The sequence below is a fragment of the Devosia marina genome, from assembly GCF_009758415.1.
Classification (GTDB): Bacteria; Pseudomonadota; Alphaproteobacteria; order Rhizobiales; family Devosiaceae; genus Devosia; species Devosia marina.
The window spans coordinates 1,146,326-1,172,316 of the sequence record NZ_WQRF01000001.1; the positions used below are offsets into that span (position 1 = coordinate 1,146,326).

General features: G+C 59.3%; 22 protein-coding genes, 1 tRNA gene and 1 pseudogene. 10 read left to right on the forward strand and 14 right to left on the reverse strand.

Annotated elements, in window-relative coordinates; translation table 11 throughout:
* The first annotated feature begins 47 nt into the window (after window positions 1–47).
* From rlmB to GO014_RS05500, 3 genes are read left to right on the forward strand one after another with little or no spacing between them, the layout of a single operon-like run.
* Entirely contained in the window at window positions 48–803 is a 756-nt protein-coding gene (gene rlmB / locus GO014_RS05490) for a 23S rRNA (guanosine(2251)-2'-O)-methyltransferase RlmB (RefSeq protein WP_157289398.1), read from the forward strand.
* Window positions 800–1,192, forward strand: a complete 393-nt coding sequence (locus GO014_RS05495; protein ID WP_157289399.1) for a hypothetical protein — start codon at window positions 800–802, stop codon at window positions 1,190–1,192. Before rlmB ends, GO014_RS05495 begins: the two co-directional genes overlap by 4 nt.
* Window positions 1,189–2,439 (forward strand): FAD-binding protein, encoded by a 1,251-nt coding sequence (locus GO014_RS05500; protein ID WP_157289400.1) that lies wholly within the window; start codon window positions 1,189–1,191, stop codon window positions 2,437–2,439. Before GO014_RS05495 ends, GO014_RS05500 begins: the two co-directional genes overlap by 4 nt.
* A 10-nt stretch (window positions 2,440–2,449) precedes the next feature.
* Here GO014_RS05500 and GO014_RS05505 read toward each other — a convergent pair whose 3' ends face one another.
* From GO014_RS05505 to xylF, 6 genes are all read right to left on the reverse strand, one after another.
* Window positions 2,450–3,313: a polysaccharide deacetylase family protein gene (locus tag GO014_RS05505; protein ID WP_246204381.1), complete on the reverse strand. Its 864-nt coding sequence runs from the start codon at window positions 3,311–3,313 to the stop codon at window positions 2,450–2,452.
* Window positions 3,314–3,399: 86 nt separating this feature from the next.
* Window positions 3,400–3,864 (reverse strand): YaiI/YqxD family protein, encoded by a 465-nt coding sequence (locus GO014_RS05510; RefSeq protein ID WP_157289401.1) that lies wholly within the window; start codon window positions 3,862–3,864, stop codon window positions 3,400–3,402.
* Between the two features lie 175 nt (window positions 3,865–4,039).
* Window positions 4,040–5,167 (reverse strand): S-(hydroxymethyl)glutathione dehydrogenase/class III alcohol dehydrogenase, encoded by a 1,128-nt coding sequence (locus tag GO014_RS05515; protein ID WP_157289402.1) that lies wholly within the window; start codon window positions 5,165–5,167, stop codon window positions 4,040–4,042.
* Between the two features lie 94 nt (window positions 5,168–5,261).
* Window positions 5,262–6,044, reverse strand: coding sequence for an ATP-binding cassette domain-containing protein (locus GO014_RS05520; RefSeq protein WP_157289403.1), 783 nt, complete (start codon window positions 6,042–6,044; stop codon window positions 5,262–5,264).
* Between the two features lie 10 nt (window positions 6,045–6,054).
* A complete protein-coding gene (locus GO014_RS05525) occupies window positions 6,055–7,374 on the reverse strand; it encodes a sugar ABC transporter permease (protein ID WP_157289404.1) in 1,320 nt (439 codons plus the stop codon).
* 112 nt (window positions 7,375–7,486) lie between these two features.
* Window positions 7,487–8,521: a D-xylose ABC transporter substrate-binding protein gene (xylF, locus tag GO014_RS05530; RefSeq protein WP_157289405.1), complete on the reverse strand. Its 1,035-nt coding sequence runs from the start codon at window positions 8,519–8,521 to the stop codon at window positions 7,487–7,489.
* Between the two features lie 229 nt (window positions 8,522–8,750).
* On the opposite strand from xylF, the gene GO014_RS05535 reads away from it, so the two are divergent.
* Both GO014_RS05535 and GO014_RS05540 read left to right on the forward strand, forming a co-directional pair.
* Window positions 8,751–9,983 carry an ROK family protein gene (locus GO014_RS05535; RefSeq protein ID WP_157289406.1) on the forward strand — a complete coding sequence of 411 codons (1,233 nt, stop codon included), beginning with the start codon at window positions 8,751–8,753 and terminating at the stop codon, window positions 9,981–9,983.
* Between the two features lie 192 nt (window positions 9,984–10,175).
* Entirely contained in the window at window positions 10,176–11,600 is a 1,425-nt protein-coding gene (locus GO014_RS05540; protein WP_157289407.1) for a mannose-1-phosphate guanylyltransferase/mannose-6-phosphate isomerase, read from the forward strand.
* Between the two features lie 54 nt (window positions 11,601–11,654).
* Here the strand turns inward: GO014_RS05540 and cysN are convergent, their stop codons facing one another.
* Both cysN and cysD read right to left on the reverse strand, forming a co-directional pair.
* A complete protein-coding gene (gene cysN / locus GO014_RS05545; RefSeq protein WP_157289408.1) occupies window positions 11,655–13,541 on the reverse strand; it encodes a sulfate adenylyltransferase subunit CysN in 1,887 nt (628 codons plus the stop codon).
* Between the two features lie 2 nt (window positions 13,542–13,543).
* Window positions 13,544–14,452 carry a sulfate adenylyltransferase subunit CysD gene (gene cysD, locus GO014_RS05550; protein WP_157289409.1) on the reverse strand — a complete coding sequence of 303 codons (909 nt, stop codon included), beginning with the start codon at window positions 14,450–14,452 and terminating at the stop codon, window positions 13,544–13,546.
* 310 nt (window positions 14,453–14,762) lie between these two features.
* Here cysD and GO014_RS05555 point away from each other — a divergent pair.
* The 3 genes and pseudogenes from GO014_RS05555 to GO014_RS05565 all read left to right on the forward strand — a co-directional run bounded on the left by GO014_RS05555 (window position 14,763) and on the right by GO014_RS05565 (window position 16,596).
* A tRNA-Thr gene (locus GO014_RS05555) sits at window positions 14,763–14,838 on the forward strand.
* 355 nt (window positions 14,839–15,193) lie between these two features.
* Window positions 15,194–15,491 (forward strand): annotated as a pseudogene (locus tag GO014_RS19615) (IS3 family transposase); the annotation flags it as partial.
* Between the two features lie 343 nt (window positions 15,492–15,834).
* A complete protein-coding gene (locus GO014_RS05565; protein WP_157289411.1) occupies window positions 15,835–16,596 on the forward strand; it encodes an NAD kinase in 762 nt (253 codons plus the stop codon).
* A gap of 46 nt (window positions 16,597–16,642) precedes the next feature.
* On the opposite strand, the gene GO014_RS05570 is transcribed toward GO014_RS05565, so the two are convergent.
* Window positions 16,643–17,848, reverse strand: coding sequence for a DUF2336 domain-containing protein (locus tag GO014_RS05570; RefSeq protein ID WP_157289412.1), 1,206 nt, complete (start codon window positions 17,846–17,848; stop codon window positions 16,643–16,645).
* A 366-nt stretch (window positions 17,849–18,214) separates the two neighbouring features.
* The gene (locus GO014_RS05575) at window positions 18,215–19,024 is read right to left on the reverse strand and encodes a transglycosylase SLT domain-containing protein (RefSeq protein WP_157289413.1); all 810 of its coding nucleotides are present in this window, start codon (window positions 19,022–19,024) and stop codon (window positions 18,215–18,217) included.
* 245 nt (window positions 19,025–19,269) lie between these two features.
* On the opposite strand from GO014_RS05575, the gene GO014_RS05580 reads away from it, so the two are divergent.
* Window positions 19,270–20,241, forward strand: a complete 972-nt coding sequence (locus GO014_RS05580) for a hypothetical protein (RefSeq protein ID WP_157289414.1) — start codon at window positions 19,270–19,272, stop codon at window positions 20,239–20,241.
* Between the two features lie 307 nt (window positions 20,242–20,548).
* Here the strand turns inward: GO014_RS05580 and GO014_RS05585 are convergent, their stop codons facing one another.
* Window positions 20,549–20,812: a hypothetical protein gene (locus tag GO014_RS05585; RefSeq protein ID WP_157289415.1), complete on the reverse strand. Its 264-nt coding sequence runs from the start codon at window positions 20,810–20,812 to the stop codon at window positions 20,549–20,551.
* 206 nt (window positions 20,813–21,018) lie between these two features.
* Window positions 21,019–21,282, reverse strand: coding sequence for a spike base protein, RCAP_Rcc01079 family (locus tag GO014_RS05590; protein ID WP_157289416.1), 264 nt, complete (start codon window positions 21,280–21,282; stop codon window positions 21,019–21,021).
* Between the two features lie 556 nt (window positions 21,283–21,838).
* Between GO014_RS05590 and GO014_RS05595 the strand changes: the two genes are divergently transcribed.
* Entirely contained in the window at window positions 21,839–23,542 is a 1,704-nt protein-coding gene (locus GO014_RS05595) for a hypothetical protein (protein WP_157289417.1), read from the forward strand.
* Window positions 23,543–23,572: 30 nt separating this feature from the next.
* Here the strand turns inward: GO014_RS05595 and GO014_RS05600 are convergent, their stop codons facing one another.
* Window positions 23,573–24,976 carry a phosphohexomutase domain-containing protein gene (locus tag GO014_RS05600; RefSeq protein ID WP_343030845.1) on the reverse strand — a complete coding sequence of 468 codons (1,404 nt, stop codon included), beginning with the start codon at window positions 24,974–24,976 and terminating at the stop codon, window positions 23,573–23,575.
* A 6-nt stretch (window positions 24,977–24,982) separates the two neighbouring features.
* A complete protein-coding gene (locus tag GO014_RS05605) occupies window positions 24,983–25,987 on the reverse strand; it encodes an NAD-dependent epimerase/dehydratase family protein (protein WP_343030788.1) in 1,005 nt (334 codons plus the stop codon).
* Window positions 25,988–25,991 lie beyond the last annotated feature (4 nt).

Consider the following 25,991-nt stretch of genomic DNA (forward strand, 5'->3'; position numbering starts at 1 on the left):
GCGCGGATTCCTTGCGGAAACCCGGTAAACCAGCTACCGCTCCAGGCATGAGCCGCAACAAATTTCCGCCTAAACCAAAATATGATCCCGATGCCGGTCCGGTCTATCTGTATGGACTGCACACGGTCCGTGCCGCGCTGGATAATCCCGGCCGTGTCAAGAAGGCCTTGCTGGCGACGCCAAACGCCCTCAATCGCCTGAAGGAGACCGGGGACATCGGCAAAGTCCCGATTTCCGAAACCACGCCCAAGGAGCTCGATCGCCTGTTGGGCGGCGAAGCCGTGCATCAGGGCGTCGCGCTGGAGGTCGACCCGGTCAGCCGCTTCGGCCTCAAGGATATTGCCGATCTCAAGCTGGTCGTCGTGCTCGATCAACTGACTGATCCACACAATGTCGGTGCTATCCTGCGCACCGCCTGCGCCTTTGGGGCAGATGCGGTCATCACCACGGCCCGTCACTCCCCCAGGGAGACCGGCGTCATGGCCAAGGCGGCCTCCGGGGCGCTCGATCTCGTGCCGATGATCGAAGTTCGAAACCTGGCCGACACGCTGGAAAATCTCAAGCAACGCGGCATGTTAGTGCTGGGCTTTGATTCTGAAGCGGAAGCGCCGATACGCCCGCGCACAGACGCCGTTCCGCTGGCCGTGGTCATGGGGGCCGAAGGCAAGGGGCTGCGCCAGCGCACAAGAGAGCTCTGCGACGAAATGGTTCGGCTCGACATGCCCGGCCCGATCAAGTCGCTCAACGTCTCCAATGCCGCAGCCATTGCGCTCTTTGCAGCCACCGCAGGCAGAACCGCATGAGCCAGTTCCAACCCTTCGCCATTGCCCTGAGATTGTCTGGCGTCACTCTGCAGCAGCAGGAACTCGATACCGCACTCAAGCAATTGACGTCTCGTTTCGAGCCAGAAGACGCGGAAGACAGCTTTTACGCACAAGTGGACGTGCCCACGGACAACCCGGTGCGTGCAATTCTCGAGCTGGCGGAACGCTCTGGGACGACCATTGCCGCCATGCTGGATGACCGCCGCATCGGCAAGGCCGTGCTGGATATCGCCTTCGACTATCCCGCCGAGGGCGAATCCATGTCCGCCCGCCTGCCCGCCCATGCTGCGGCAGCAATCGCCGGGCATGGCATCGACATAGAAATTTCCGTCTATCTGACCGACGTAGAGGACGACGAAGACGCATGAACGCTGGGCCGCGCAACTGGGCAGGTAATATCGCATTCGCCGCGCGCACTGTCGTTCGGCCCCGCACATTCGCTGAGCTCCAGGACATCGTGCGCAGATCGGACAAGGTGCGCGTCCTGGGCTCCGGGCATTCGTTCAACACCATAGCCGATACCGACGACACACTGGTCATTCTGTCAGACCTTGAGCGCAGGATAAAAGTAAACCCTGCCGCCCGGACAGTGAGCGTCGATGGTGGCGCCACCTATGCCGATCTGGCGCCGGTTCTGTATGCAGCCGGTTTCGCCCTGCCCAATGTCGCGTCCTTGCCCAACATCACGATTGCCGGTGCAGTCGTGACGGCCACTCACGGCTCGGGCGACGCCAACAGGAACCTCGCCGCCGCCGTTTCGGGGATCAAGCTGGTCACCGCCAATGGCGAGATCCTCAGCCTGAGCCGCGGAGACACCGATTTCGATGGCGCCGTCGTCAGCCTGGGTGCGCTCGGGGTCCTTTGCGAACTGACGCTTGATATCGTGCCCAGTTTCCATGTCCGGCAGAATGTCTATCTGGATTTGCCGATTGCCACCGTCGTCGAGAACTTTGATGCATTGATGTCGCGTGCCTATAGCGTAAGCCTCTTTACACGCTGGCAGGGGGCGACCATTGACCAGATCTGGGTCAAGGCGCTGGGCAGCGCCGGGGAACCGCCGGTTGACGTGCTCGGAGCCAGGGCCGCAACAAGGGCCTGCCACCCGATTCCCGATATGGATGGAACCAATTGCACCGCGCAGTTCGGTGTGGCCGGTCCTTGGCACGAGCGGCTGTTTCACTTCGCCATCGGCAACACTGCCTCAGCGGGGGCGGAGTTGCAGTCGGAGTTCTTTGTAAGGCGCGCCGATGCGCCGGCCGCCATCGCCGCCCTGCACGCCGCCCAGGAACAGTTCTCCGGCGCCCTGTTCATTTCCGAAATGCGATCGGTGGCCGCCGACACGCTTTGGCTAAGTTCCGCCTATGAACAAGACACGATTGGGTTCCACTTCACCTGGCGCCCGGACTGGGAGCCGGCCATCGCGGCCGTAAAGGCGGTGGAAGCGGCCTTGGCCCCGTTTGATCCACGTCCGCACTGGGCCAAGCTCTTCACCCTGCCCCCTGCGGTCGTGGAAACGCGGTTCCAGCGTATATCCGACTTCCGCAACCTGGCGCAGCGCCTTGATCCGGCAGGAAAATTCCGCAACCGTTTCGTTACCGACCTGCTCTTCAGCTAGGGCTTTTTGCTCAAAGGCTGCTGGTGTCCGCCGTGATCAAGCTGCGGCCGAACACGCCCTCCGCCTTGGGTGCCAAACGGACCACCGAATAGCCGCGTGCTTCAAGTTCCGCAAGGAAACCGGGGAGCAGGTCGACGGTACGCTGGTGGATGTCGTGGAACAGAATGATGCCACTGCCGCGCGCTTCCAGCCGATCCAGCGTTCGGTTGGCTACGGTCTGCGCGCTTTGCTTGTAGTAGTCCTTGCTGTCGATATCGACGTCCAGCACCACCATGTCTCCATGCAGAAGACTGGTACGAAGAAAGCCGGTTTGTGCCAGATAAGGAAATCGGAAGAACGGTGCCAGCCGCCCTGCTCCTCCTAGAGCCTCGGCGACCGCTGCTTCCCCGCGCGCAATTTCCGCAAGCGCCGCTTGACGAGACAGATCGGCCAGATTGCTATGATCGAAGGTATGGCTGCCCACGCTATGGCCACGCCGGGCCACTTCCTGGGCCAGCGCCGGATTGGACTTGGCTGCTGAACCGAGCATGAGGAAAGTCCCCTTCACCCCAAACTGGTCGAGCGCATCGAGGATTTTTGGGGTCTTGCCCGGCCGTGGACCATCATCGAATGTCAGGATGACTTCACCCGGACGCAAGATGATATCGGTGGTTGAAGCGACTTCGAGGGTTCGACCGGCAAGGTGGCTAGTGCCAGGTATTCGGCGCGGCATCGCCTGCTCCAGCCTCGCCGACGCGCTTCGCGCCACACTCCCGGTCATCACGCTGTCATCGACCATCGAATGCGAGTGGGTAACAGAATTCTGACTGATTGGTTTGGCGCAACCAGCCAAGTTCAAAGCAAGCAGGCTCGAACACAAAAGCGCAGAAAACAACCGCAAGACTGAGCCCACCCGTCCAAATCAAGTGGGCTTACTTTTCTCGATTTATGGTTAACAATCCCCTCGCAAGATCTTAAGATTTACTTACCCGTCAGAGTCATGGCCCTGCGCCCCAAAGTATCGAGGGCACTTAGAAATGCGGACCGATCAGCCGGACGGAAGCTGGCATTGTGACCGGATATCTCACCGGTCTCGCGCAGATGCTGCTTGAGATCGCGCATAGCCAGCGCCATGCCGATAGAGGCTGGTGTAAAGGGCTTTCCGGTAAATCCTAGCACGTGGCAGCCCTTGTCGATGGCCCGGCTTGCTAGCGGAATATCGGCCGTCAGCACGATATCATTGGCCTTGGCGTGTTCAACGATCCAATCATCCGCCGCATCGGCCCCTGCCGGAACGACCACAACCTGAACCATCGGGTCGCGCGATGGCCTGATCCCGCCATTGCTGACAATGGTAATCACCAGCCCGAGCCGTTCGGCGACCTTCTTGGCCTCGTCCTTGACCGGGCAGGCGTCGGCATCAACGAAGATGGTCGGATCAGGCATGCGCGATTTCGTCCAGCACAAAGGTCAATCTGTCTTCCACCAACCATTCTCCGCACCGCGTGCACCAGTCAGCACGACCAGGCTCTTACCAGCATGTGTCATGCTGCTGCCCCGTCAACAATGTTGGGGGAAGCGGCGCTGTCGCCACCCCTCCAAACCATGCGAGGCGTTCTGATCAGTAAACCACCACTGACCGGATGCTTTCGCCCGAATGCATCATGTCAAAGCCTTTGTTGATGTCTTCGAGCCGAAGCGTATGCGTGATCATGGGATCGATCTCGATCTTGCCATCGAGATACCAGTCGACAATTTTCGGAACGTCGGTCCGCCCCTTGGCGCCACCAAAAGCCGTGCCCATCCAGGTCCGACCAGTCACAAGCTGGAACGGCCGCGTCGAAATCTCCTGCCCGGCCCCGGCCACGCCGATCACCACCGACTTGCCCCAGCCGCGATGCGCGCATTCGAGCGCCTGACGCATAACCTTGGTGTTACCAGTGCAATCGAAGGTGTAATCGGCACCACCGATCAGATCGCCACGGCGCTTGGTCAGGTTGACCAGATAGGGCACCACATCCTCGCCGATTTCGGTGGGATTGACGAAATGGGTCATACCGAAGCGCTCGCCCCACTCCTTCTTCCCATTGTTGATATCGACACCGATGATCATGTCGGCGCCGGCGAGCCGCAGGCCCTGAATGACATTGAGCCCGATCCCGCCCAGCCCGAACACCACCGCAGTCGCACCAATCTCGACCTTCGCAGTGTTGATCACCGCGCCGATGCCGGTCGTCACGCCGCAACCGACATAGCAAACCTTGTCGAACGCTGCGGCCGGATCGATCTTGGCGACCGCAATTTCCGGCATGACGGTGTAGTTCGAAAAGGTCGAGCAACCCATATAGTGATAGATCGGCTTGCCCTCGAGAGAGAAGCGCGAGGTCCCATCGGGCATTAGCCCCTGCCCCTGGGTGGCGCGGATTGCGGTGCACAGATTGGTCTTGCCCGATCGGCATGAATAGCATTCGCGGCACTCAGGTGTGTAGAGCGGGATGACATGGTCGCCCTTCTTCAGGCTGGCGACGCCGGCGCCGACATCCACTACGACGCCAGCCCCTTCATGCCCGAGTATGGACGGAAACAACCCCTCCGGATCGGCGCCCGAGAGCGTGAAATCGTCAGTGTGACAAAGCCCCGTGGCCTTGATTTCGATCAGGACCTCCCCGGCCTTGGGGCCCTCCAGATCCACTTCGACAATCTCAAGCGGCTTTCCGGCAGCAAGGGCAACGGCGGCGCGGGTTTTCATGCGGAATCTCCTACCAAACTTGGCGAAAACTCGCACGATCAGGTGCGCCTCGGCAACTCCCGGCGCCACACAAGCCGCCGGTCTCCCGACGAAGTCAGTCCGCTATCGCGCCCGGCCCCGGCTGAGCGCCTGCTGGTACCTTGCCCATGATGATCATGCCCAGCACTTCATCCTTGGTGACATCGGAGGTTTTTGCCTGCCCCACGACCTGCCCGTTCTTCATCACCACCACCCGATCAGCCAGATCAAACACATCGTGAATATCGTGGCTGATAAGAAAGATGCCGATCCCCTCGGACTTGAGCTGCTTTATCAGCTCACCCACCTGCGCCGTTTCCTGCGGCCCCAAAGCCGCCGTCGGCTCGTCCATGATCAGAATGCGCGCATTGAACAGGATCGCCCTGGCAATCGCCACGGACTGCCGCTGCCCTCCGGAGAGGGCCTTCACGGGCTCCTTGAAGCGGCGGAAATTGGGGTTGAGCCGCCCCATGACTTCCCGCGCCTTGGACTCCATTGCGGCGTCGTCCAGGGTGCCGAGCGAGGTGACCATCTCGCGGCCGAGAAACAGGTTGGCCGCGGCATCGACATTGTCGGCAACAGCGAGCTGCTGATAAATCGTTTCGATGCCATAGGCCTTCGCGTCGCGCGGATTATTGATCGTCGCAGGCTCGCCATTGATGCGGATTTCCCCCTCATCGCGCTTATAGGCACCTGAGAGAATCTTGATCAGCGTCGACTTGCCTGCACCATTGTGGCCGAGCAGCCCCACCACTTCCCCGCTATGCAGGTCGATAGAAGCGCGGTCCACGGCGTGAATGCCGCCGAAGGAGATCGAGATATCGGTCATTTCGACCAGAGGCTTGCCGGTATCCAGCATAACGCAACTCCTAATGCTTGTTCCGGCGGTAGAGCGTGTCGAGCCACACCGCAAAGACGAGAACCATGCCAACCACGATGGATTGCAGTGGGCTGTCGATACCCATCAGCACCATGCCCGACTGCAGCGACTGCATCACCAGTGCCCCCAGCAGCGCCCCGGCGATCGAGCCCACGCCACCGGCCAGGGACGTGCCCCCAATCACCGCTGCGGCGATTACATAAAGCTCGTCGAGCGTCCCCAGAGCGTTGGTCGCCGCGTTGAGCCGGGCCGTCGAGATGGCGGCCGCGATAGCGCAGAGCGCACCCATCAGCATGAAAATCTTGACGGTCACCCAGCGCGTATTGATGCCGGCCAGTTCGGCCGCCTCGGGATTGCCGCCCATGGCATAGACATAGCGGCCAAAGCGCGTGCGGGTGGCCAGGAATGTCATGACCACGCCGACGCCGACCGCGATCAACACCGGAATGGCGATGCCGTGCGAGATGAACAGACCGCCTTCTGGGACCGCGATGCCATTGGCCTCTGCGAACCGCTCGGCAATGCGCACCGGCCAGGGATAGGCATTGGCGACCCAGACCGCTGCAATCGTCGCACCGCAGCCGATTACGGCCAGGGAAATTTCAGCCCAGACCGGTCGCTGCGGGAAGTTGAACCGCTGACGCTGGCGCCGTCCAAAATACAGCCCGATGACGATCGCAGCACAGGCCACTCCCGCGATCACCCAACTCCACAGGGCGCCGATCGACCCATCGGGCCCACCGCCCATGAGCTGGAAAGTCGAGTCCATGGGTGCCACAGTTCGACCGGCCGTGACCCACCAGGCCGCACCGCGCCAAACCAGATATCCACCCAACGTCACGATGAAGGCCGGCACCCGCAGATAGGCAATGATCGCCCCCTGCAGCCCGCCAATACCCACACCGACGGCCAGACCCGTGGCGAGAGACAACACCCAGATCAACGGATGACCCAACCCCAACCCGAACTGCGACGGCAGTATCTGGGTCTGCATCACGCCCATCACCATGCCTACCACGCCCAGTATCGAGCCCACGGACAGGTCGATATTGCGGGTTACGATGACCAGCACCATGCCGGTAACCATCACCGCCACCGACGCGGTCTGCACCGACAGGTTCCAAAGATTGCGCGGGGTCAGAAACAGACCACCCGAGAAGAAGTTGAAGCCAATCCAGATGATGGCCAGCGCACCGATCATGCCCAACAGGCGCGTGTCGATCTCGGTCGCGATCAGGAACCGCTGAAGCGGATTCTGCACCGTCTGGCTCGAATGCGTAGTGCTTGTCATGGCGCGCGGTTCGGCCATCTATTTCCCCCATGGAAGAAGCGCTCCGGCGAACCGGGGCGCGGTCTGATCAAGCAAGTGCCGCAGCGCGTCACGCCGCGGCACTTGCTGGTCAGTCTAGTACAAGATGACCTCAGTCACACGCGGCGACTGAGCCAGCCGCAACGCCCTGGCACACCACGTCCTTGGAAACCCAGCCGGCGTCGATCACGACGTTAAGGTTATCCTGGGTCACCGGCACGGGTGGCAAGAGCACAGCATTCATCTCGACGCCATTGGGGCCATCGGAGAATGTGGTTGCACCAGTGACTTCGTTCAGGGCGGCACCACCGGCCAGTTCGACCGCAATTTCAGCGGCCTTCTTGCCCAGTTCGCGCGCATCCTTCCACACCGACACCGTCTGGGTACCCAGGGCAATGCGGTTGAGGGCAGCATGATCGCCATCCTGTCCGGAGACGGGCACAGAACCGGCAAGTCCCTGAGCACTTAGGGCCGCAATAGCACCGCCGGCGGTACCGTCATTAGAAGCGACCACGGCGTCGACTTCGTTGTTATTGGCGGTAAGGAACTGTTCCATATTGCCTTGGGCGACTTCAGGATTCCAGTTGTCGGTATAAGCCTCGCCAACATTGACGATGGCGCCGGAATCGATCGCGTCTTGGAGCACTTCCATCTGGCCGGCAAACAGGAAATCGGCGTTCGGATCGGCCGAGTTGCCCTTGATGAAGACGTAATTACCCTCAGGCTGCACCTCGAACACACCGCGGGCCTGCATGCGGCCCACTTCCTTGTTGTCGAAAGTCAGGTAGAAGGCGTCCGGGTTCTCGATCAGACGGTCATAGCCGACCACTGGGATACCTTCTGCCACAGCGGCAGCCACCGCGGGACCGATGGCATCGCTATCCTGCGCCAGAACGATCAGCGCATCTGCACCCTGGCTGATCAGGCTCTCGATATCGGTCAACTGCTTGGACGCGGACGACTGGGCGTCAGCCGAGATATATTCGGCGCCGGCAGCATCGAGCGCGGCCCTGATAGCGGCTTCATCAGTTTTCCAGCGTTCTTCCTGGAAATTGTTCCAGGACACGCCGACGACAATCTGGTCCTGCGCGGCAGCCGAACCGATAAGCACGGTCGACGCCAGCAGAACTGCTGCAAATTTCTTCATATCTGTCCTCCCATGGGCAGAATTGCTGCCCGCAATGCAAGTTGGCGGCTTGACCCCAACAGGGCGCCGCCTCCCTGCGCCCTGAGCATTAATTTTACTGCTCGAAAAAAGGTCTCGCATGCGCTGCCGCGACATGTCAACTTCATTTTCGGACATCGAAGAAATTCGGAAGTTGCGATATGGCGTGCACAATGCTGATTTGGATATTGGGGTTGGGGGAGAAGACCGCTTGACGCGAAACGTCAGCGATAGTGATAGCGTCCGTCGGCAAAATCGCGGACTTATCCTGGGTGCCCTGCGCTCAGGCGGCCCTCAGTCGCGCACTGCTTTGGCAGGTATTACGGGCCTTAGCCACGCCAGCGTTACAGCTATCATGCAGGACCTGCTCGCGCAGCGGATCGTTGAAGAGCTCACCAGTCACGAACGCACCGATGGGCGCATGCGTGGAAGGCCGGCCACCCTGGTAGGCTTCCGGCGCGCGGCCGCCTATGTGGCCCTCTTCGAGATCGACGTGAATCGCCTGCGCGCTTCGCTTGTCGATTATTCGGGCGTACTGGTGGACCGGATCGAAACGGCCATATCACCATCGACTTTTGCCGAAACGCCACCCGGCGGCTTTTTCGCCGCGCATCTGGATAGCCTTCGCGGCCGCACGCCACAGGCCGTCCGGACACTCCGCCGCATCGCCATCAGTGTTCAAGGCATTCTCAACCCGGACAATAGTGGCCTCAAATGGTCGCCCATTGCCAGTCTGGCCGGGTCATCCTTCGCGCATGACCTTGCCCGAGACTCAGGTTTGCCGGTCGCTCTCTACAAGCGTGGCCGTCTGCTGGCCGAAGGCACGCGCTGGCTCGACCCCGGCCTGCTTCAATCCAGCGTGGCCACGGTCTTTGTCGGCTCGACGGTCGCCATGGGCCTTAGCCTCCACGGCCATATCACCGGTCGCAGCGAGGGCGGCGCCACCGAGTTCGGCCATATGAACCACATGCCCAACGGCGCCCTTTGCCGTTGCGGCATGCGCGGCTGCATCGAGGCCTATGCGGCCGACTATGGCATCTTGCGCACCAGCTATTCGGTGCCCGAAACCACCCCCCCTGCCCCTTCCGTTCCTGCGCAGCAGTTCGACGCACTGATCCAGCGCGCCGAAGCCGGTGACAGAGACGCGACTCATGGCTTCAATCTGGCCGGTCGTGCCATCGGCTATGGGCTGAGCCGCATGATGGCCATGTTCGATCCCAGTCACATCCTTATTGTCGGACCCGGTGCGCGCGCCCTGGACTTGTTTAGGCCCGAAGTCGAGGCCGCACTGTCCTCCTCCCTGGTCTGCAAGATCAACGGCCTGCCCAAGATTCTCGCTCACCCCGACGAGCGAGAGCCCATCTTCAGGGGCCTGATGATGAAGACCCTGTCGACACTCGACCAGACCGATTTCGCAGCCCTCGAAACAGGCAGCCGGGTCTAGCGCGTTCACGCTATCTGCGATCCAATGATTATTCTGGAGTTGACACATTGCGCCGCAGTAAAGTCTGATCCTGATCATGCCACCGTCAAACATCAACTGATACGAGCCAGCGCTTTTGAAATTTTAATACTGCCATTACAAATATGACGTGCAGTATTCATCCGACAACGCCTGGACGATCGGAGCACCACCATGGCCAAGAAGGTAATTCCTGTCATTCTGGCCGGTGGCCAGGGCACGCGGCTCTGGCCGATGTCGCGCGTAGCGCGCCCCAAGCAGTTCTTGCCCCTCACGGGCCCCCTCAGCCTTTTCCAGAAGACGCTGCAGCGTGTGAATAGCTCCTTGTATTCCGCCCCGCCCGTCGTCGTCACCAATGCGGAATACCGCTTCCTTGTTGCCGAGCAGGCTGCCGAGATCGAAATAGCGCCCTCAAGCATTCTGCTGGAGCCTGTAGGCAGAAACACAGCCCTTGCCATGGCAGCCGCCGCGGCCCACGTCCTGCAATGTTACGGCGACGCCATCCTACATGTCGTTCCTTCAGACCATGCGGTTGAAATCACTGATGGCTATTGGCTGGCAGTTACCGAGGCCATAGTGGCCGCCGAGGCAGGCAAGCTGGTCACCTTTGGACAGGTGCCGACCCATCCCGAAACAGCATTTGGCTACATCCAGGCGGATGCCAAGGTTGGCGCGGGCGCTTGTCCCGTGCAACGGTTCGTCGAGAAACCCAACATGCAAGGGGCCATTGAGATGCTCTCCGCTAGGGGACATTTCTGGAACTCGGGCATGTTCGTCCTTGACTCCGTCGACTTTCTCAGTGAGTGCCGGACGCTGGCGCCGCAGACCTTCGAGGCAGCACAAGCCGCTGTGGCTGGAGCCAGTGCCGATCTCGACTTCATACGGCTCGACGCCCCCTCATGTACGGGAGCGCCGGATATTTCGGTCGACTATGCAATCTTCGAGAAGACGGACAAGGCCGCGGTTGTTGCCGTCGACTTTCCCTGGTCGGACCTGGGCAGCTGGGACGCTGTGTGGAAATCGGCTCAGCGCGATCCGTCCGGCAATGTCACGCAGGGTGCCGTGACCCTGGATGGCGTATCCGATTCTTTGGTTGTGACCGATCACGCCCATGTGGCGGTCAACGGCGTCGAGGATATCGCCGTAATCGCTACCAACGATGCGGTCTATGTCGGCCGGCTCTCGGACGCGCAAAAGGTTGGCGATATGGTTCAGCGCATGCGCGCCGACGCCGAAACAACCGGCCTGACCGAAGTGCATCGCACCGCCTATCGGCCATGGGGTGGCTATTCATCCGTGCTCAGTGGCGACCGCTTCCAGGTCAAGCGGCTGTTCGTCAAGCCCGGCAGAAAGCTCAGCCTGCAAAAGCACCACCACCGCGCTGAACATTGGGTGGTCGTGCGTGGCACGGCGGAAGTAACCATTGACGGCACCGTAAGCGTGGTGACCGAAAACGAGTCCATCTACCTGCCGCCCGGTTGCGTGCATCGCCTCGCCAATCCCGGCAAGATCGACCTGGAACTGATCGAGGTGCAGACCGGCTCCTACCTGGGCGAAGATGACATCATCCGCATCGAAGATGAATTCGGCCGGGTCTGACCCAGCACGCCAAGCTGACTGGTACCATTGGCAACGGCCAATCCCGGCGCCGTTTCAGAGCTTGAGGAAGGCGTGGAGCTGATCTGCCAGGACCTCCGGGCCCGCTTCGGCGCCATGCAAAACCAGCTCGGCATCTTCCGGCGGTTCGAAGGGTGAATCGATGCCGGTGAAATTCTTGATCTCCCCAGCGCGCGCCCGCTTGTAGAGCCCCTTGGGATCGCGCGCCTCGCAGACCTCTAGCGGAGTATCCACATAGACCTCGGTGAAATCGGTATCCCCGGCAATCTCGCGCGCCAGCCGGCGCTCTTTTTCAAAGGGTGAGATGAACGACACCAGCACGATCAAGCCGGCATCGGCCATCAGCCGTGCCACCTCGGCAACGCGGCGAATATTTTCGATCCGCGCGGCCTCGGTAAACCCCAGGTCCTTGTTCAGTCCATGCCGGACGTTGTCACCGTCCAGAATATAGGCGTGCCGCCCTTCGGCAGTCAGCCGCTTCTCAAGTAGGTTGGCAACCGAGGACTTGCCTGAGCCCGAAAGACCCGTGAACCAGATGATGCGAGGCGATTGCCCCTTCATCTGTGCGCGCACTTCACGATTCACGTCAAAGGATTGGTAGGTCAGGTTCTGGGCACGCCGCAGGCCGAATTCGATGGTCCCTGCTCCCAGCGTGGCGTTGGATATCCGGTCAACCAGGATGAAACCGCCAGTGCGCCCATTGCTGGCATAGGGATCGAAAGCAATCGGCTTGTCGGTGTTGAGCGTGACCGTGGCGACCTCATTCAGATCGATCTTGGTTGCCGCCGTCTGCTCCAGCGTGTTCACATTGGTCCGGAACTTGAGATCGGTAATGGTCGCCGGCACCGTCTGCGTGCCGATCTTGAGCAGATAAGAGCGCCCCGGATAGGCCGGCTCCTCGTTCATCCAGACCACCCTGGCCTGGAACTGATTGGAATAATCCAGTGTCTCCCCCGGCCGCGAAAGCACGTCGCCACGCGAGATATCCACCTCGCGATCAAGCACCAGCGTCACCGCCTGCCCGGCAATGGCATGGTCCAGATCACCATCCATGGTGACAATGCGGCTGACGACGGCCGGTTTGCGCGATGCAGCAATCAGCACCTCGTCGCCCACCGCTATCGTCCCGGATGCAACCGTTCCGGAGAACCCGCGGAAGTCAAGGTTGGGCCGGTTAACCCACTGCACCGGAAAGCGAAATTTCTCGGTCGTGCGATCCTCGGAAACGTCGATGGTTTCGAGATAGGGCACCAGTGCCTCGCCCTCATACCACGGCGTATTCTCGCTGGGGCGCAGGATATTATCGCCTCGCAGCGCCGAGACAGGCACGGCTGCCAGTGACTTGAAACCCAGCGGTTCTGCGAAGGCGCGATACTCAGCCACGATGCGGTCAAACGCTTCCTGATCGTAGTCCACCAGGTCAATCTTGTTGACTACCAGCACCACATGCTTCACCCCGATCAGCGAGAGGATGAAGCTGTGCCGCCGGGTCTGGGTCAGCACACCCTTGCGTGCATCGATCAACACCAGCGCCAGCTCCGCATTGGAGGCACCTGTCGCCATGTTGCGGGTGTACTGCTCATGGCCCGGCGTATCGGCCACGATGAACTTGCGCTTGTCGGTCGAGAAGAACCGGTAGGCCACGTCAATCGTGATGCCCTGCTCCCGCTCGGCCACAAGGCCATCTACCAGTAGGGAAAAATCGATCCCCTCGTCGCCCACCGTGCGGTTGTGGCTTTCTTTCTTGAGACTAGCCAACTGGTCATCGAGGATGAGCTGGCTATCGTAGAGCAGCCGTCCAATCAGCGTTGATTTGCCGTCATCGACGCTTCCGCAGGTAAGAAAGCGCAAGAGCGATTTTTCAGTCTGCTGGGCGAGCCAGAGATCAAGGCTGTTATCGGCAGTAGCAGGAATTGCGGACATGACTAGAAATACCCTTCCTGCTTCTTCTTTTCCATCGAACCAACGCTATCGCTGTCGATCAGGCGCCCCTCGCGTTCCGAAGTGCGGCTGGCCTGCATTTCCATGATAATGGAGGGCAGATCGGCGGCATCGGACCGGATCGCGCCAGTTAGCGGATAACACCCCAGCGTGCGGAACCGCACCACTTCCTCTTTGGGCGTTTCGCCCGGATTGAGCGGCAGGCGTTCGTCGTCGACCATGATCAGCGTGCCCGAGCGCTCGACCACCGGCCGAGGCCGCGCAAAATAGAGCGGAACAATGGGAATCTGTTCAGAATAGATATAGGTCCACACATCGAGCTCGGTCCAATTCGAGATCGGAAACACCCGCATGCTCTCGCCCGGATTGAGCCGCGTGTTGAAGGTCCGCCACAACTCGGGCCGCTGGTTCTTGGGATCCCAGGCATGGCTGGCATTGCGATGCGAGAACACGCGCTCCTTCGCGCGTGACTTTTCCTCGTCACGCCGCGCCCCGCCAATGGCGGCATCATAGCGCCCCGCGGTCAGGGCCTGGCGCAGCGCTGCCGTCTTCATGATGTCGGTGTACCGCGAAGACCCGTGGTCAAACGGGTTGATGCCGTCGCGGACGCCATCCTGATTGGTGTGGGTAATCAGATCGAACCCGTATTCCTCCGCCGTTCTGTCGCGGAAAGCGATCATCTCGCGGAATTTGAACGTCGTATCGACATGCAAAAGCGGGAACGGAATCTTGCTCGGAAAGAACGCCTTGCGCGCTAGATGCAACAAGACGCTCGAATCCTTGCCGATCGAGTACATCATCACTGGCCGCTCAAAACTCGCGGCAACCTCACGCAGGATCTCGATGCTTTCGGCCTCAAGGGTCTGCAAATGCGTCAGTCGATTCTGGTCCAACACTCTTATCCGGAACTGGGGCCTGGCGGCGGAGATTTGACAAGGTTTCGTACCCTCCAGCGGCCTCGATCTTCAACCCGAAAACTGCCTGAAACGCTGGCACTACAGGGTCTTGAGGCAAATTTGTGCACCGACGGGGCAGCGCGTGTGAAAGCCCACCCTAAGCGCCCGGACAGCCGCACCGCGCAATGCGCGCGTCCCCCGATTGGCGGAAAAAAAGTTCACCGGCGTCCGACCGACGCAAAGCTCAGAGATATGCGCTTTTATCTGTTGTGCGATCGCCCCTCTCGATGATAAACGGCACCGCAATGCCGGTATAGCTCAGTTGGTAGAGCACCTGATTTGTAATCAGGGGGTCGCGGGTTCGAACCCTGCTGCCGGCACCACAATTCCCCTTCAAAACAAAATTAATGACGGGAAGCGCGGGCGCCCAAACTTTCGCCCCGCATCCACCTTGGGTCCAAACGTGCGAGATTCCAGGGTGGAGGGTTCATCATGGTGAACCGCATGGGGACTGTCGGAGGCTCTAACGCCCAATTAGGATAGAGCCTAATGAGCAAGACAACGACCATGTTTCTCCCTGAGGTGCGGACCCAAGCTGAGCGGATGTGATAGAGGATTGCGAGGATATCCGCCTCGCTGAGCCGCCGTGATTTCGCTTTCCCAGAAGATCGGCTGCTTGGCCCTCACCCCGGACGATTGGATAAAGAAGACCGAAGTCGATGGCGCTCGAGTTGCCGGCGCGCCCAAAACGATGAAGACCTCAAGCACGAGGCCATAAGGGCCCTTGCCGAGAATTTCTCGGTCTATTGGATCCGCAAGGTTTGGCGCCAGCCGCAGCGGGAAGGGTTCGATGTTGCGCGATGCACGGCGCAAACGCTGATGCGGCAGCGCGGCTTGCAGGGTGTCACTTGCGGCAAACCGGTGCGCACCACGATTATCGACAAAGCCCTCCTTGCCCGCTCGACCAAACGTACCGTCAGTTCCAAGCACCGGTGCCCGACCGATTCTGCCCTCAGACTTCACCTATGTCGCCACATGAGCTGACTTCGTTTACCTGGCCTTCGTCATCGACGCGGCCCCTGACGCAGCGATGACGCGGTCGAGTTCATCACTGTTGAATGCGCGCAACAAATTGCGCCCACCTGAGCGCAATGGATAAAATTTTATTCAATTTGCCGGGGTTACGGCCCCAACCGTATGCGGTCATAAAGCGCGCAAAACCAACACGGGCTTCAAATACGCTCGGCAATTTGTGTCGAACTGATCCAAAGTCTTATTCAAATGCCGCAGGACGCCGGGAGGGCACCTACGCCAGGCTGGTGAGGTGCCACCGCCCATGATAGGCAAGCGTCCAATAGCAACCAGGAAGGAATCGCGGCATGACCAGAATCTGCGTCGTGACCAGCCAGACCCCTGCAGCACAGGATGCTGCCGCGAGGTTGCGCGATCGCTACGGATTTGCCGAGCTGGACAATGCCGATTTCGTCTTGGCATTGGGAGGAGACGGGTTGATGCTCGAAACGCTCCATCGCGTCATCGGCACGGACAAACCTGTTTACGGAATGAACTTCGGGTCAGTTGGCTTTCTCATGAACGCGTTCAGCGAGGAGGACCTAGAAGAACGTCTTTTCGCTAGCCAACGCACGCGCATTTATCCGCTGTCGATGCATGTAACCGACACTTCAGGCCAGGAACGCGCTGCCTTGGCAATCAATGAAGTATCCTTGTTCCGCTCAAGCTATCAGGCAGCCAAGTTGCAGATCATCGTTGATGGTGAGACCAGGCTCGAGGAGTTGATATGCGACGGCGCCTTGGTGGCAACTCCGGCAGGGTCTACTGCTTACAATCTCTCAGCCCACGGCCCCATTCTTCCGATAGAGGCCCCTCTTCTCGCTTTAACCCCGATTTCCCCTTTTCGACCGCGTAGATGGCGCGGCGCAATTTTGTCGAACAGGGCAGTCGTCAAATTCACTACACTCGAGGCAGCCAAACGGCCGGTAAGTGCAGTGGCCGACAACATCGAATTTCAAAACGTGCTTGAAGTCACCGTCCGGGAGGATCGCTCCCACGGAGTAACTCTGTTATTCGATCCCGGCACCAGCCTTGAGGAAAGAGTTCTAAGCGAGCAGTTCCGCTATTAGGCGTGCACAGGATTCCACGTCATTGGGCCATCCTTCGTCGTCCCGATTAGGCGGCCGGAAGGTGCAATCGCTCTTTGCTCGAGAGGGTCGACAGATCCATCGGTCTTTGCGTCGCGCGGGCGAACGCAGACATGACGCCGCGTGCAGCCCGCCGGGCAAGTATGATGTTCTGCTCACTAAGATAGCTAAAGGCCTCCTCAATATCCTGAGGAATGTCGCCAGCGAACTCGGCGATCATCTCTTCTGTCAGAGTGGTAATCACGTAGTGACGCGCCGCATCATCGTCCGCTAGATCGGCCGTGCGGGCTAAACTGACCAGGCGAAGCAGAAGTTGGCGGGAAGCGACGGACAGTCCGCACCGTGCGAAAAGGGCATCGAGCGCAGCGCGGCTTCCGTTCTGCAAGAGCGTGAAGACTTTCGCGCTGTTCGTGTCGGCCAAGGCACCAATACATGCTGCAAAAAATAATGCATGACCGCTGATCACCGCATGAATTAGAAGGCGGGTATTGATTTGGTTTGTGTGCAAGAGCGTACCGACATATGACGCTCGACCAATCTCGCTCTGGGCCTCGCCAATAGCGGCAAGCGCCGTGTCGGTGCCATTGCGAAAAGTTCTATCCAGCCTGTCCTTAAAAAGAGCACCCTTTACCAGACGACAGGCCTTGAGACTTTCCGCTGACTCGTGAACCAGAAGGAGGCGAGCGGCAGGAGGCAGGTCCTTTCGGGCAAGCAGCACGCCCCGGAAAACAGCATCGCCACCCCACTTCTTGGCCAGATCGTTAAGAGCCTGGGCATCCATCGGCACGTCTTGGCGCCGCAGCAGTCGAAGGGCGACATCGCGATCACCGCGAGCCAGCACTGCGGTTGCCAGCCTTGGGCTAATAGACTGTCGGTGACATATAGCGACAAGCACATTCTGATCGCCCCGCGCGGCCAGGGGCAGCAGATCGGCGTCTAAGAGGATGGGAGAATACTGCAAAACCGCCCTGGAAATAACGGCCGCATCCTGCAGGAGCGCAAGTATCACCGGACGCGGGGACTGGGCTGAATGCAGCAGCCCATAGGCCAAAGCGGCCCGCACCTTGACCGAAGTATCGTCGAGGAATGCTATTAGTGCAGCGTAGAGGGCAGCATGCTCGTCCGCCGGGCCATTATGGTGGAGATACGCAAGAGCTGCCAGATGGGCCGCCTGCCCTCTCTTCTCACAGTCATGCGACTGCGACAGTTCGGCAAAAGCCTCGTATTCGATCATGACTAACTCCGCACCAATGGGGCAAAGCTAGTCGGCAATATTTAAGGAACGGTTCACCATACTGCCATGTGCCGCAGTTGTCGCATGCTGGTGGCCTGACGCCCATTGGCCGATCAGGCAGATGCAATAAATGCGAAACCAGCCGTAATGAGACTCCCGGCTCCCACGCACAGAGCCCAACTCAACATTGCCAGCGAGACGATGACGACGCCTCGGGGTGGCTGCCGCGCTATGCGAGACCGGATATGCCCGATATATGCCAAGTCAGAATCTCCCCAGAGGCCATTCCGCGTGAACTTGCAGATACACAAGCCTCCAAAATGTTAACGCGCACTGAAGCCATCCGCTGCAATTCCGGCAATCAGCCTACCTATTGTAGAGTTGGGTAAAAAAAGTGGTGCCGGATAAGTCCACGTCGCTATTAGCCTCAGAAGGAGGAGCGTTCTGGAACAGCCCCGAAAAGGATACGTTGTTCTCGGAAAAGCGAGAAGGAACAGGTTCTGGGACAGCAATTGGTGGACCATTTTCTCCCGTCATCTGCTGTACGGCAAATTCAGAACCGGCAGAAAAGTCATGCTTGGCAACCAGGACCTTATACACTTCTCTGATCGTACGCGCTTCGCCATCAGCATTGAAGAAAATCGCTCGGTTGGCTGCAGCCTGGCGAGGAAAGAGCGAGATGGCCAACTGGTCCGGATTTTCCAGGCCGGCCCTGAACATTTTCTCGGCTCCCTGCGCGCCTAGAAAATGCGCGATGTAGAGTTCACCAGCGCTTGGCATGCGCCCAAATTCTTTGCGCAGATGGTCTCCATTGGAACGAGTGAAGGCCGCAGCCAAATCGGCGGCAATCTGGGGATTCTCCCGTAATTTTAGGATCTGCGCCCGCGTCGATGAATCCGCGACGACGTAGTCGCCCTCACTCGTCCGGGAAATCGCGCTCGCAAAGGACTGGTAGCCCAAGCGAGGGCCTTCCTCTTTCATCACCTGCAGCCAAGTGCCTTCGAGAAACTGAAACAATCCAACTGCCGACGACGTACTAGCGCGCGCTTGTGGGTCAAGACTGCTCTCCCGTATGGCAGTTTGCAGCAGGTAATCAAAGTCCACACCATTGCGGTTTCCTGCTGCGTTCAGAGCATTGGCAAGGCCCTGCGGAATGGAAATGGACTGGACACCCATGCAGTCGGCCTTCACCCTTAGAATCAAGTGGCACACCATACCACGACACCTCGTTAACACCTTGTTAACTGCACAAACCCGCACCGGACCGAGATGAGATGGACGACCATAGCAGCGCAATAACCCCTTGATCGCCTGCGTAGCGGTTTATTATCGCGACCGACTATGACACAGCTTTTCCCCAATCAGGGGCTAGGCCAATTCTAGATTCGGCTCTTACAAGGACGGCGCAAGCTGGAGACCACATGCGTTCGGCAAGACTTTTGGCAATCCTGATCGGCCTGGCCACGGCATTTTCTCCAATGCCGGCCACGAAAATCGTCCTTGCGCAGGAGGCCACCGACATCCCCCCATTGCCGCGCCCTCGTCCAGATCGCACCGCCCTACCCGCCCAGAGTGGCGAGCCAATCATCGAAGAAAGTAGTGCAACCGAGGCGATCGCTGCGATTTCCAGCGTCCCCCAGCCGGTCATTCTGATGGCGCGCATTACGGCCGAAGGTATGCCAATACCCGATGGCCTGGTTTGGCGTGTCTTCGAGAGTACCCCGACCGACGACGGCGAAATGGCACTTGTAGCCAAAGCGAATACGGGGAGTGCGCAGCTCGAATTGCCCGTTGGCGACTATGTGGTGCATGTGTCGTATGGACGGGCGCAGATCAGTGAACCGTTGATAGTGGTCCCCGGTACCAACACGCATGAAGTGGTCCTTGAAGCCGGCGCTCTGAGGCTGAACTCAGCGGTCACCGGCGATGTTCCGATATCACCAGCACTGTTGAAGTTCGATATCTTCACTGCGGGTGGAGAAACCGGCCGGGCCTTGGTGGCAGACGACTTACCTCCCAACGAAATTGTGACGCTCAACGCCGGCACGTACGAAATCGTCTCTCGTTTCGGCTCAATCAATGCCGTAGTTCGTGCCGATCTCAGGGTGGAACCGGGCCAGCTTACCGACGCTACACTTTATCACCATGCTGCCGAAATTTCGTTCAAGCTGGTCTCCGAAGAGGCCGGCGAAGCAATTGCCGACGTCGACTGGACAGTCAAAACCGCAGACGGCGTTACTATATTCAACGAGCGCGGTGCATTCCCAGCCGCCGTTCTGACAGAAGGCGAATATCTGGTTCTCGCTAAGCTTGGCGATCAGGTCTACAATCGCGAAATTCAGATCCAACCCGGCGGCCCGCGCGAGATCGAGGTTCTAACCAGCGTCTACTAGTGATCAACGTCCAAGGCCGATCGCTGGAATTACTGAGCTCGCGGACGAATTGCCTGACTGAGGCATAGAATTCTCAGCCCATTCTGGCCCTACAACGGGTCTTTGATTTTGCCGTGGCCACTTTGGGGCTAAGCAGTGTGTGCTCTCGCTGCGGCAAACAGCCGTGCGACCAGCAATTCGCGCCTTCAAGTTTGCTTCTCTTGCACACAAGCATGCCAGCCCGGCTGAACGGTGACAGATGCTAGCCCAGGGGTATCTGCAATCTTGTCGGTGAACTGCATGTTGCCGAAAGGCCGTGTCGGCGCCATTAGAGGTCAAAGGCGGATCGAACCGCGAAGTTACGAGTGACCGTTGCACTCCTCGCGCCGGTCACGGATTTTTTGGCCAGTATGAGGCACCGTAGGTCGTAGGGCCCAAAAATGCACTCGACCAGTTCGTGATCGTGATTGTCCCAAGCCGTTCGCAGACAGGGCGATGAGGTAACGCCCGTTAGCGCGGTCGCCCCGTCGCCGACATTGTCGGCAACGAGATTGGTGCAGCCTGTATCGATCCACAATCCCAAATCGGTCATCGCAGGAACGTTTGCTGGAAAGCGGTGCCAGCGCCCCGTGCTGTCTTGCGCAAGCCGAGGTGTGCTGCGGGAAAAGGACATAAGTTCGCCAAAGGGCCGGAACTGTCCATCGCGCATTCCTGTTCCTGTCGTCAGGTCAAGCGCATAACTGGCATTGCCCGGCCACCAATGGCCAGATGGGGGGGCTGACATGGAAATGTGCAACATCAAGCCAGCCCAACCAAGCTGGTCGCAGTCGTGCCTGTCAGCTTAACCCGGCGGGCGCGGATCGGCAGCACCGTCCCCCCGGCAACTCCGACAAAGTCGATCTCTGCGCCGGACGAAACGACCATGCTGACCGTACCGCTACCGCCAATAAAAATGGCCCTGGTCACTTCGGGTAGATCGAGCGTGTCGCTTGGAACGATAGAAAATCCGTGACTGGCAGGCGCGGTCAGCCCAGATGTGTGATCACTGAAACGGTCTGGCATGGCTGTTCCTCAAAAGTGGCTCATCGACAAAAGTCTAGAGCCGTTTGATCGGACGGGGATTGTTTTTTGCGGACCGTATGCGCGCCGGCAACCGAGCCTGGCGGCGGACTGCCTGTTCGTCTTGCAGATGCTTGATTCTATTCGCGGTAAGTTCGCTGGACCCTCGGGGCCCGATATGAAGACAGAGCAGTTCGCAGAAGAGCATCGCCAAGACGGCATCGCCATTCCTTGGAGCTCTTTTGGAGTTTACGCGGCCACGCTGATTTGGCCTCGATAGGCGCAACCGCCAAGCATAGGGCTTTCTCCCTATGCAGCGTCACCGTCAGTGGAGACGAAGTAGACAAGCGTCTGCACTGAGAAGATCGCCCTGTTCTATGGCTTGACGCCAACTTGACCCTGCGCTTCTTCTAGATCGGGCGCTTGAATTGCCCCCAATCCTGCACCAGCTGATAGGTTTGAACGGGAGAGAACGATGCGATTACAATCATATGGAGGGCCAGTAGCGGCGCTCACGGCGGCCTGCTTGCTCAGCGTCGCCCTGCCTGCAAGTACTGGCTTGGCTAAAGAAAAGGTCAAGGTCTCAGATCCCGCTCCCGTCGCGCTGGAGATGGACTATTCTGTCTCAATTCCAACCATTGAGGCCGTCGGGTCCAATCTCGATGACGCCCTGTTGGCGGAAATTCTCAGCGGCAAAATCGCGGAGAATGCAGAGGCGCTTTCAGGCCTTGATGCAACCAGCATTTCCGTGCCCGAGATCACGCTAAGCATCACCTCGCAATCCGACGATGAAGCCCAAGATGCAACGATCACCTTTTCCGATCTTGTGCTCGAGGATGTGATGGACGGCAAGGCCGGCAGCATCAGCCTCTCTGGCATCAACCTGTCGGCCGATGACGCGGATTTCACCTTTGGCGCCATGTCAGCAAGTAACTTCGATATTGCCGGCGTCCTCGGGATTTATGGCCTTGTAGACGCGGCCGGTCAGACTGACCTCGAAACCATTTACACAGATCTGGTGTCCGTGGGCGGCACGCTGACATCGGAGGAAGTCACCTGCAATATTGGTGGTGTCACCGGCGCCGAGTTCAAGGCCCGCCCCCTCAAGACCTCCTTTGTCGACATGATCGCGATTGGCCAAACCATGGAGGATGGGGACGAAGATGTCGACCCGGCCACGATGGGCCAATTCCTCAAGATGTACGCCGACATCCTGACCGCGTTCGAAACATCACAAGTGAGCTTTGAGGGCTTTGACTGCAATGGCGTTGACCAGGATGGTCGGCCCATGACGTTCGTTGTGGCTGGTATGACGATGGGCGGGATGACGCCCGGTATCTATCCCTCAATCGCCATGGACGGCTTTCGCGTCGTGGTGGAAGGCGACGGTGTCTTCACCATGGACAGTCTTGTCATCAAGCCCATGGACCTGACCTCGACCATTGCGGCGCTCGACACCGCACCCGTCGAGGTCACCGAGACCTGGTTCGAAGAAAACGCCCGCGCCCTCATCCCTGCTATGCAGGGCTTGTCGCTGGCGGGCCTAGAGATCGATATTCCGGATCCCGACAATGAAGGCGCCCGCATTCAGGCAAAAGTGGGTGCTTTCGACATCTCGCTTGCCAGCTATCTCAACGGCATTCCGACAGACATTGACGTCTCAGCTTCGGGAATTGAAGCAGCGATCCCTCAAGGTACCGGCGATGAAACCTTTGAGCAGCTGATCAGCCTCGGCATCACCGATATTAATGCCGGGTTCCGCCTTGCCGCGGCCTGGGATGCTCAAAGTCAAACCGTCGCCATCGAGGAAGCCTCGGTAACAGGCGTAGACCTCGCCACGGTGTTGCTGGCCGGGACCATCGCCAATGCAACTGAGGACCTGTTCGCTCTTGATGTGGACGCCTCCGTCGCCGCCAGCATGTCAGTGGCCATGCAGAACCTTGATCTGACCGTGACCGATGCAGGCCTGTCCGACATCATCCTGACAGTTGTCGCTGCCGAACAGGGGGCCGATCCGGCCACTCTACGGCCGGTATTTGCAGGACTCGCCCAGGGCAGCGTCATCGGCATGATGGCTGGTGCAGCCGATGCCGCCAAATTGGGTGAAGCCATCAACAGTTTCGTTGCTGGCAAGGCCAAAACGCTGATGATCGGTATCGAAGCCAAGGCCGAGCCCGGACTGGGCATGATCGACTTTATGCAGGCCGAAGAAGATCCCACATCACTGATCGGCAAGGTCAATATCAGCGCCCAAGCCAAGTAGTCCAAAAGGCCACCTTCGGGTGGCCTTTTCTTATTTTGAAGTTTCCCGGGCCGCCATTTGCATACCCCAATCCAGCAGGTCCCGAGCCGCTTCGGGCGACCCCGCCTCCACGTAGCAACGCAGTTCCGGCGCATTGCCCGAGGCGCGGAAATGCACCATGTCCCCGGCTCCGGTCCAAAATTGTAGCCCATCGATTTCGGCGCGCCGCGAAATCCCTACCGACGCGAATAATCGTTCTGCTTCGGCCTCGTCTCGTAGACGCATGAGGAAGCGATCACTGCGTTCGTTGGCGACGTTCTGCAACCGATCCGCCAGCGCGTGCTTGAGCGGCACAGACGCGACGATCTCGGACAATTGCATGTTGTGTCGCACACATTCGCCCAGGGCGCAGAGGATGGGCAATACAGCATCGCGGGTGACCAGTGGCCCAAGCGCCTGGCCATTGGCCACAACGTTCTGCCCTACAAAGGTGCCCCCATTGGCCTCAAAGCCAATGACAGAACCTGGAGCTCCATTGATGGCCTCAACCACGAAAGGCGAGCCGACACGCGTGCGCAGCACCAGTTCGAAAAGCCCCAGGGCCTCAATAGCCGAATTGGAAGTCACCGGGGTCACCACGCTTTGGGCCTGCAAATGGCGAGCCGCGAGCAAGCCCAGAACATCGCCGCGAATGAACTGGCCCGCCTCGTCAACCATCAATGGTCGGTCGCCATCGCCATCAGCGGAAACGACCGCGTCGAGCCCGTACTCTCGGATCCAGCCAGCGATCGGCGAAAATACTGCGTCGCCGAATGCCTCCGTGTCGACGGGAACAAAGCCATCAATACGCCCCATGCTGACCGTTTCGGCCCCGAAATGGCGCAGAACTCGACCCAGGAAATCACGCGCTACAGTGGAGTGTTCGAACACGCCAATGCGTCTTCCGGTCAGCGCATTCTCCGTCAGGAAACTGGCAAAGCGTTCGAAGTATCTCTCGCTCGCCTGGTCAGCTTCATTTATCGGGAGCACTTCATGCCCGGGAATATTCTCGCGATCCAAGCAATCAACGATACGCTTTTCGTCCGCCTTACCTATCTCGCCATTGGGTGAATAGAACTTTAGACCATTACGGTCGGCCGGAATATGGCTACCGGTGATCATTATGGCCGCCCCGCCTTTGGCAAGTGCGTGCAAGGCCAGCGCTGGCGTCGGAAGCGCCCCGCAGTCGACCGCATCAAGTCCGGCATGTTTAATAGCGACAGCGCAGTCTTTGAGGATTGCCCGGCTGGAAGGTCGGAAGTCGTGCCCCAGAAACACCCGCTTGGTACCACCCTTCTCAGTCAGATCCAGATGTCGGAGGAAGGCTGTAGTGTACTGGCGCGCGGCCTGCCCTTCGAGCTCTACCGCCAAACCTCTTAGTCCACTTGTACCAAACTTCAGGCTGCTGTCCGCTATCAACTATTACGTCCCATAATATTCACGAAACCAGGCGACAAATCGACCGATCCCAACGTCCAAAGGTGTTGTAGGCAGCTCCCCGATCAGCGCCTTGAGCAACGCCGTATCGGCCTGGGTTGCGACCACATCGCCAGGTTGCATAGGCAACACATTGAGCCGTGCGTTCGCGCCCATTGCCCGCTCGATGGACGCAATGAACTCCATCAATGCCACAGGACGACCGCCGCCAAGATTTAGAAGACGGAAGGGAGCAACCGCAGAGAGGCTGTCCCCGGCCACCGGGCGCCCCATCACAGGCGCTTTTTCCATAATCGCCACCATCGCCGCTACCAGGTCCGAGACATACGTGAAATCGCGCTGCATGCGCCCATGGCCATAAACATCAATTGGCTCGCCCGCAGCAAGGGCATGGGCGAACTTCAGAATGGCCATATCCGGCCGGCCATACGGCCCATAGACGGTGAAGAACCGCACACAGGTCGAAGGGATCGACCATAAGTGCGAGTAGGAATGCACCAGCGCCTCGCCCGATTTTTTGGTCGCAGCATAGAGCGAAAGCGGTGAGTCCGCCCGATCAGTCTCTGCGTAGGGCATCGTCGTATTGCCACCATAGACCGAACTGGTGGACGCAAAGATCAGATGCTTTGGCAGATGCTGGCGCAGCGCCTCGAGAAGATTGGCCGTACCAACCACGTTTGATTGAATGTAGCTCTGCGGATTTTCAATGCTGTAGCGGACGCCGGGCTGAGCAGCCAGGTGGAACACGACCTCGGCTTCAGCTTCGGCGACAAAGACCCCTAGCGCCGCCGCATCGGTCAGATCGATTTGGCCAAAATCAAAGCCATTCTGTCGCTGCAGCAGATCCAGCCGCGTCCGCTTCAGCGCCGGATCATAATAGCTTGTGAGCGCATCCAGACCATAGACAGTGTGTCCGTCCGCCAGCAGGCTCTGACTGAGATGATAACCGATGAAACCGGCCGCACCGGTGACGAGAATCCGCAACCCCATGCCC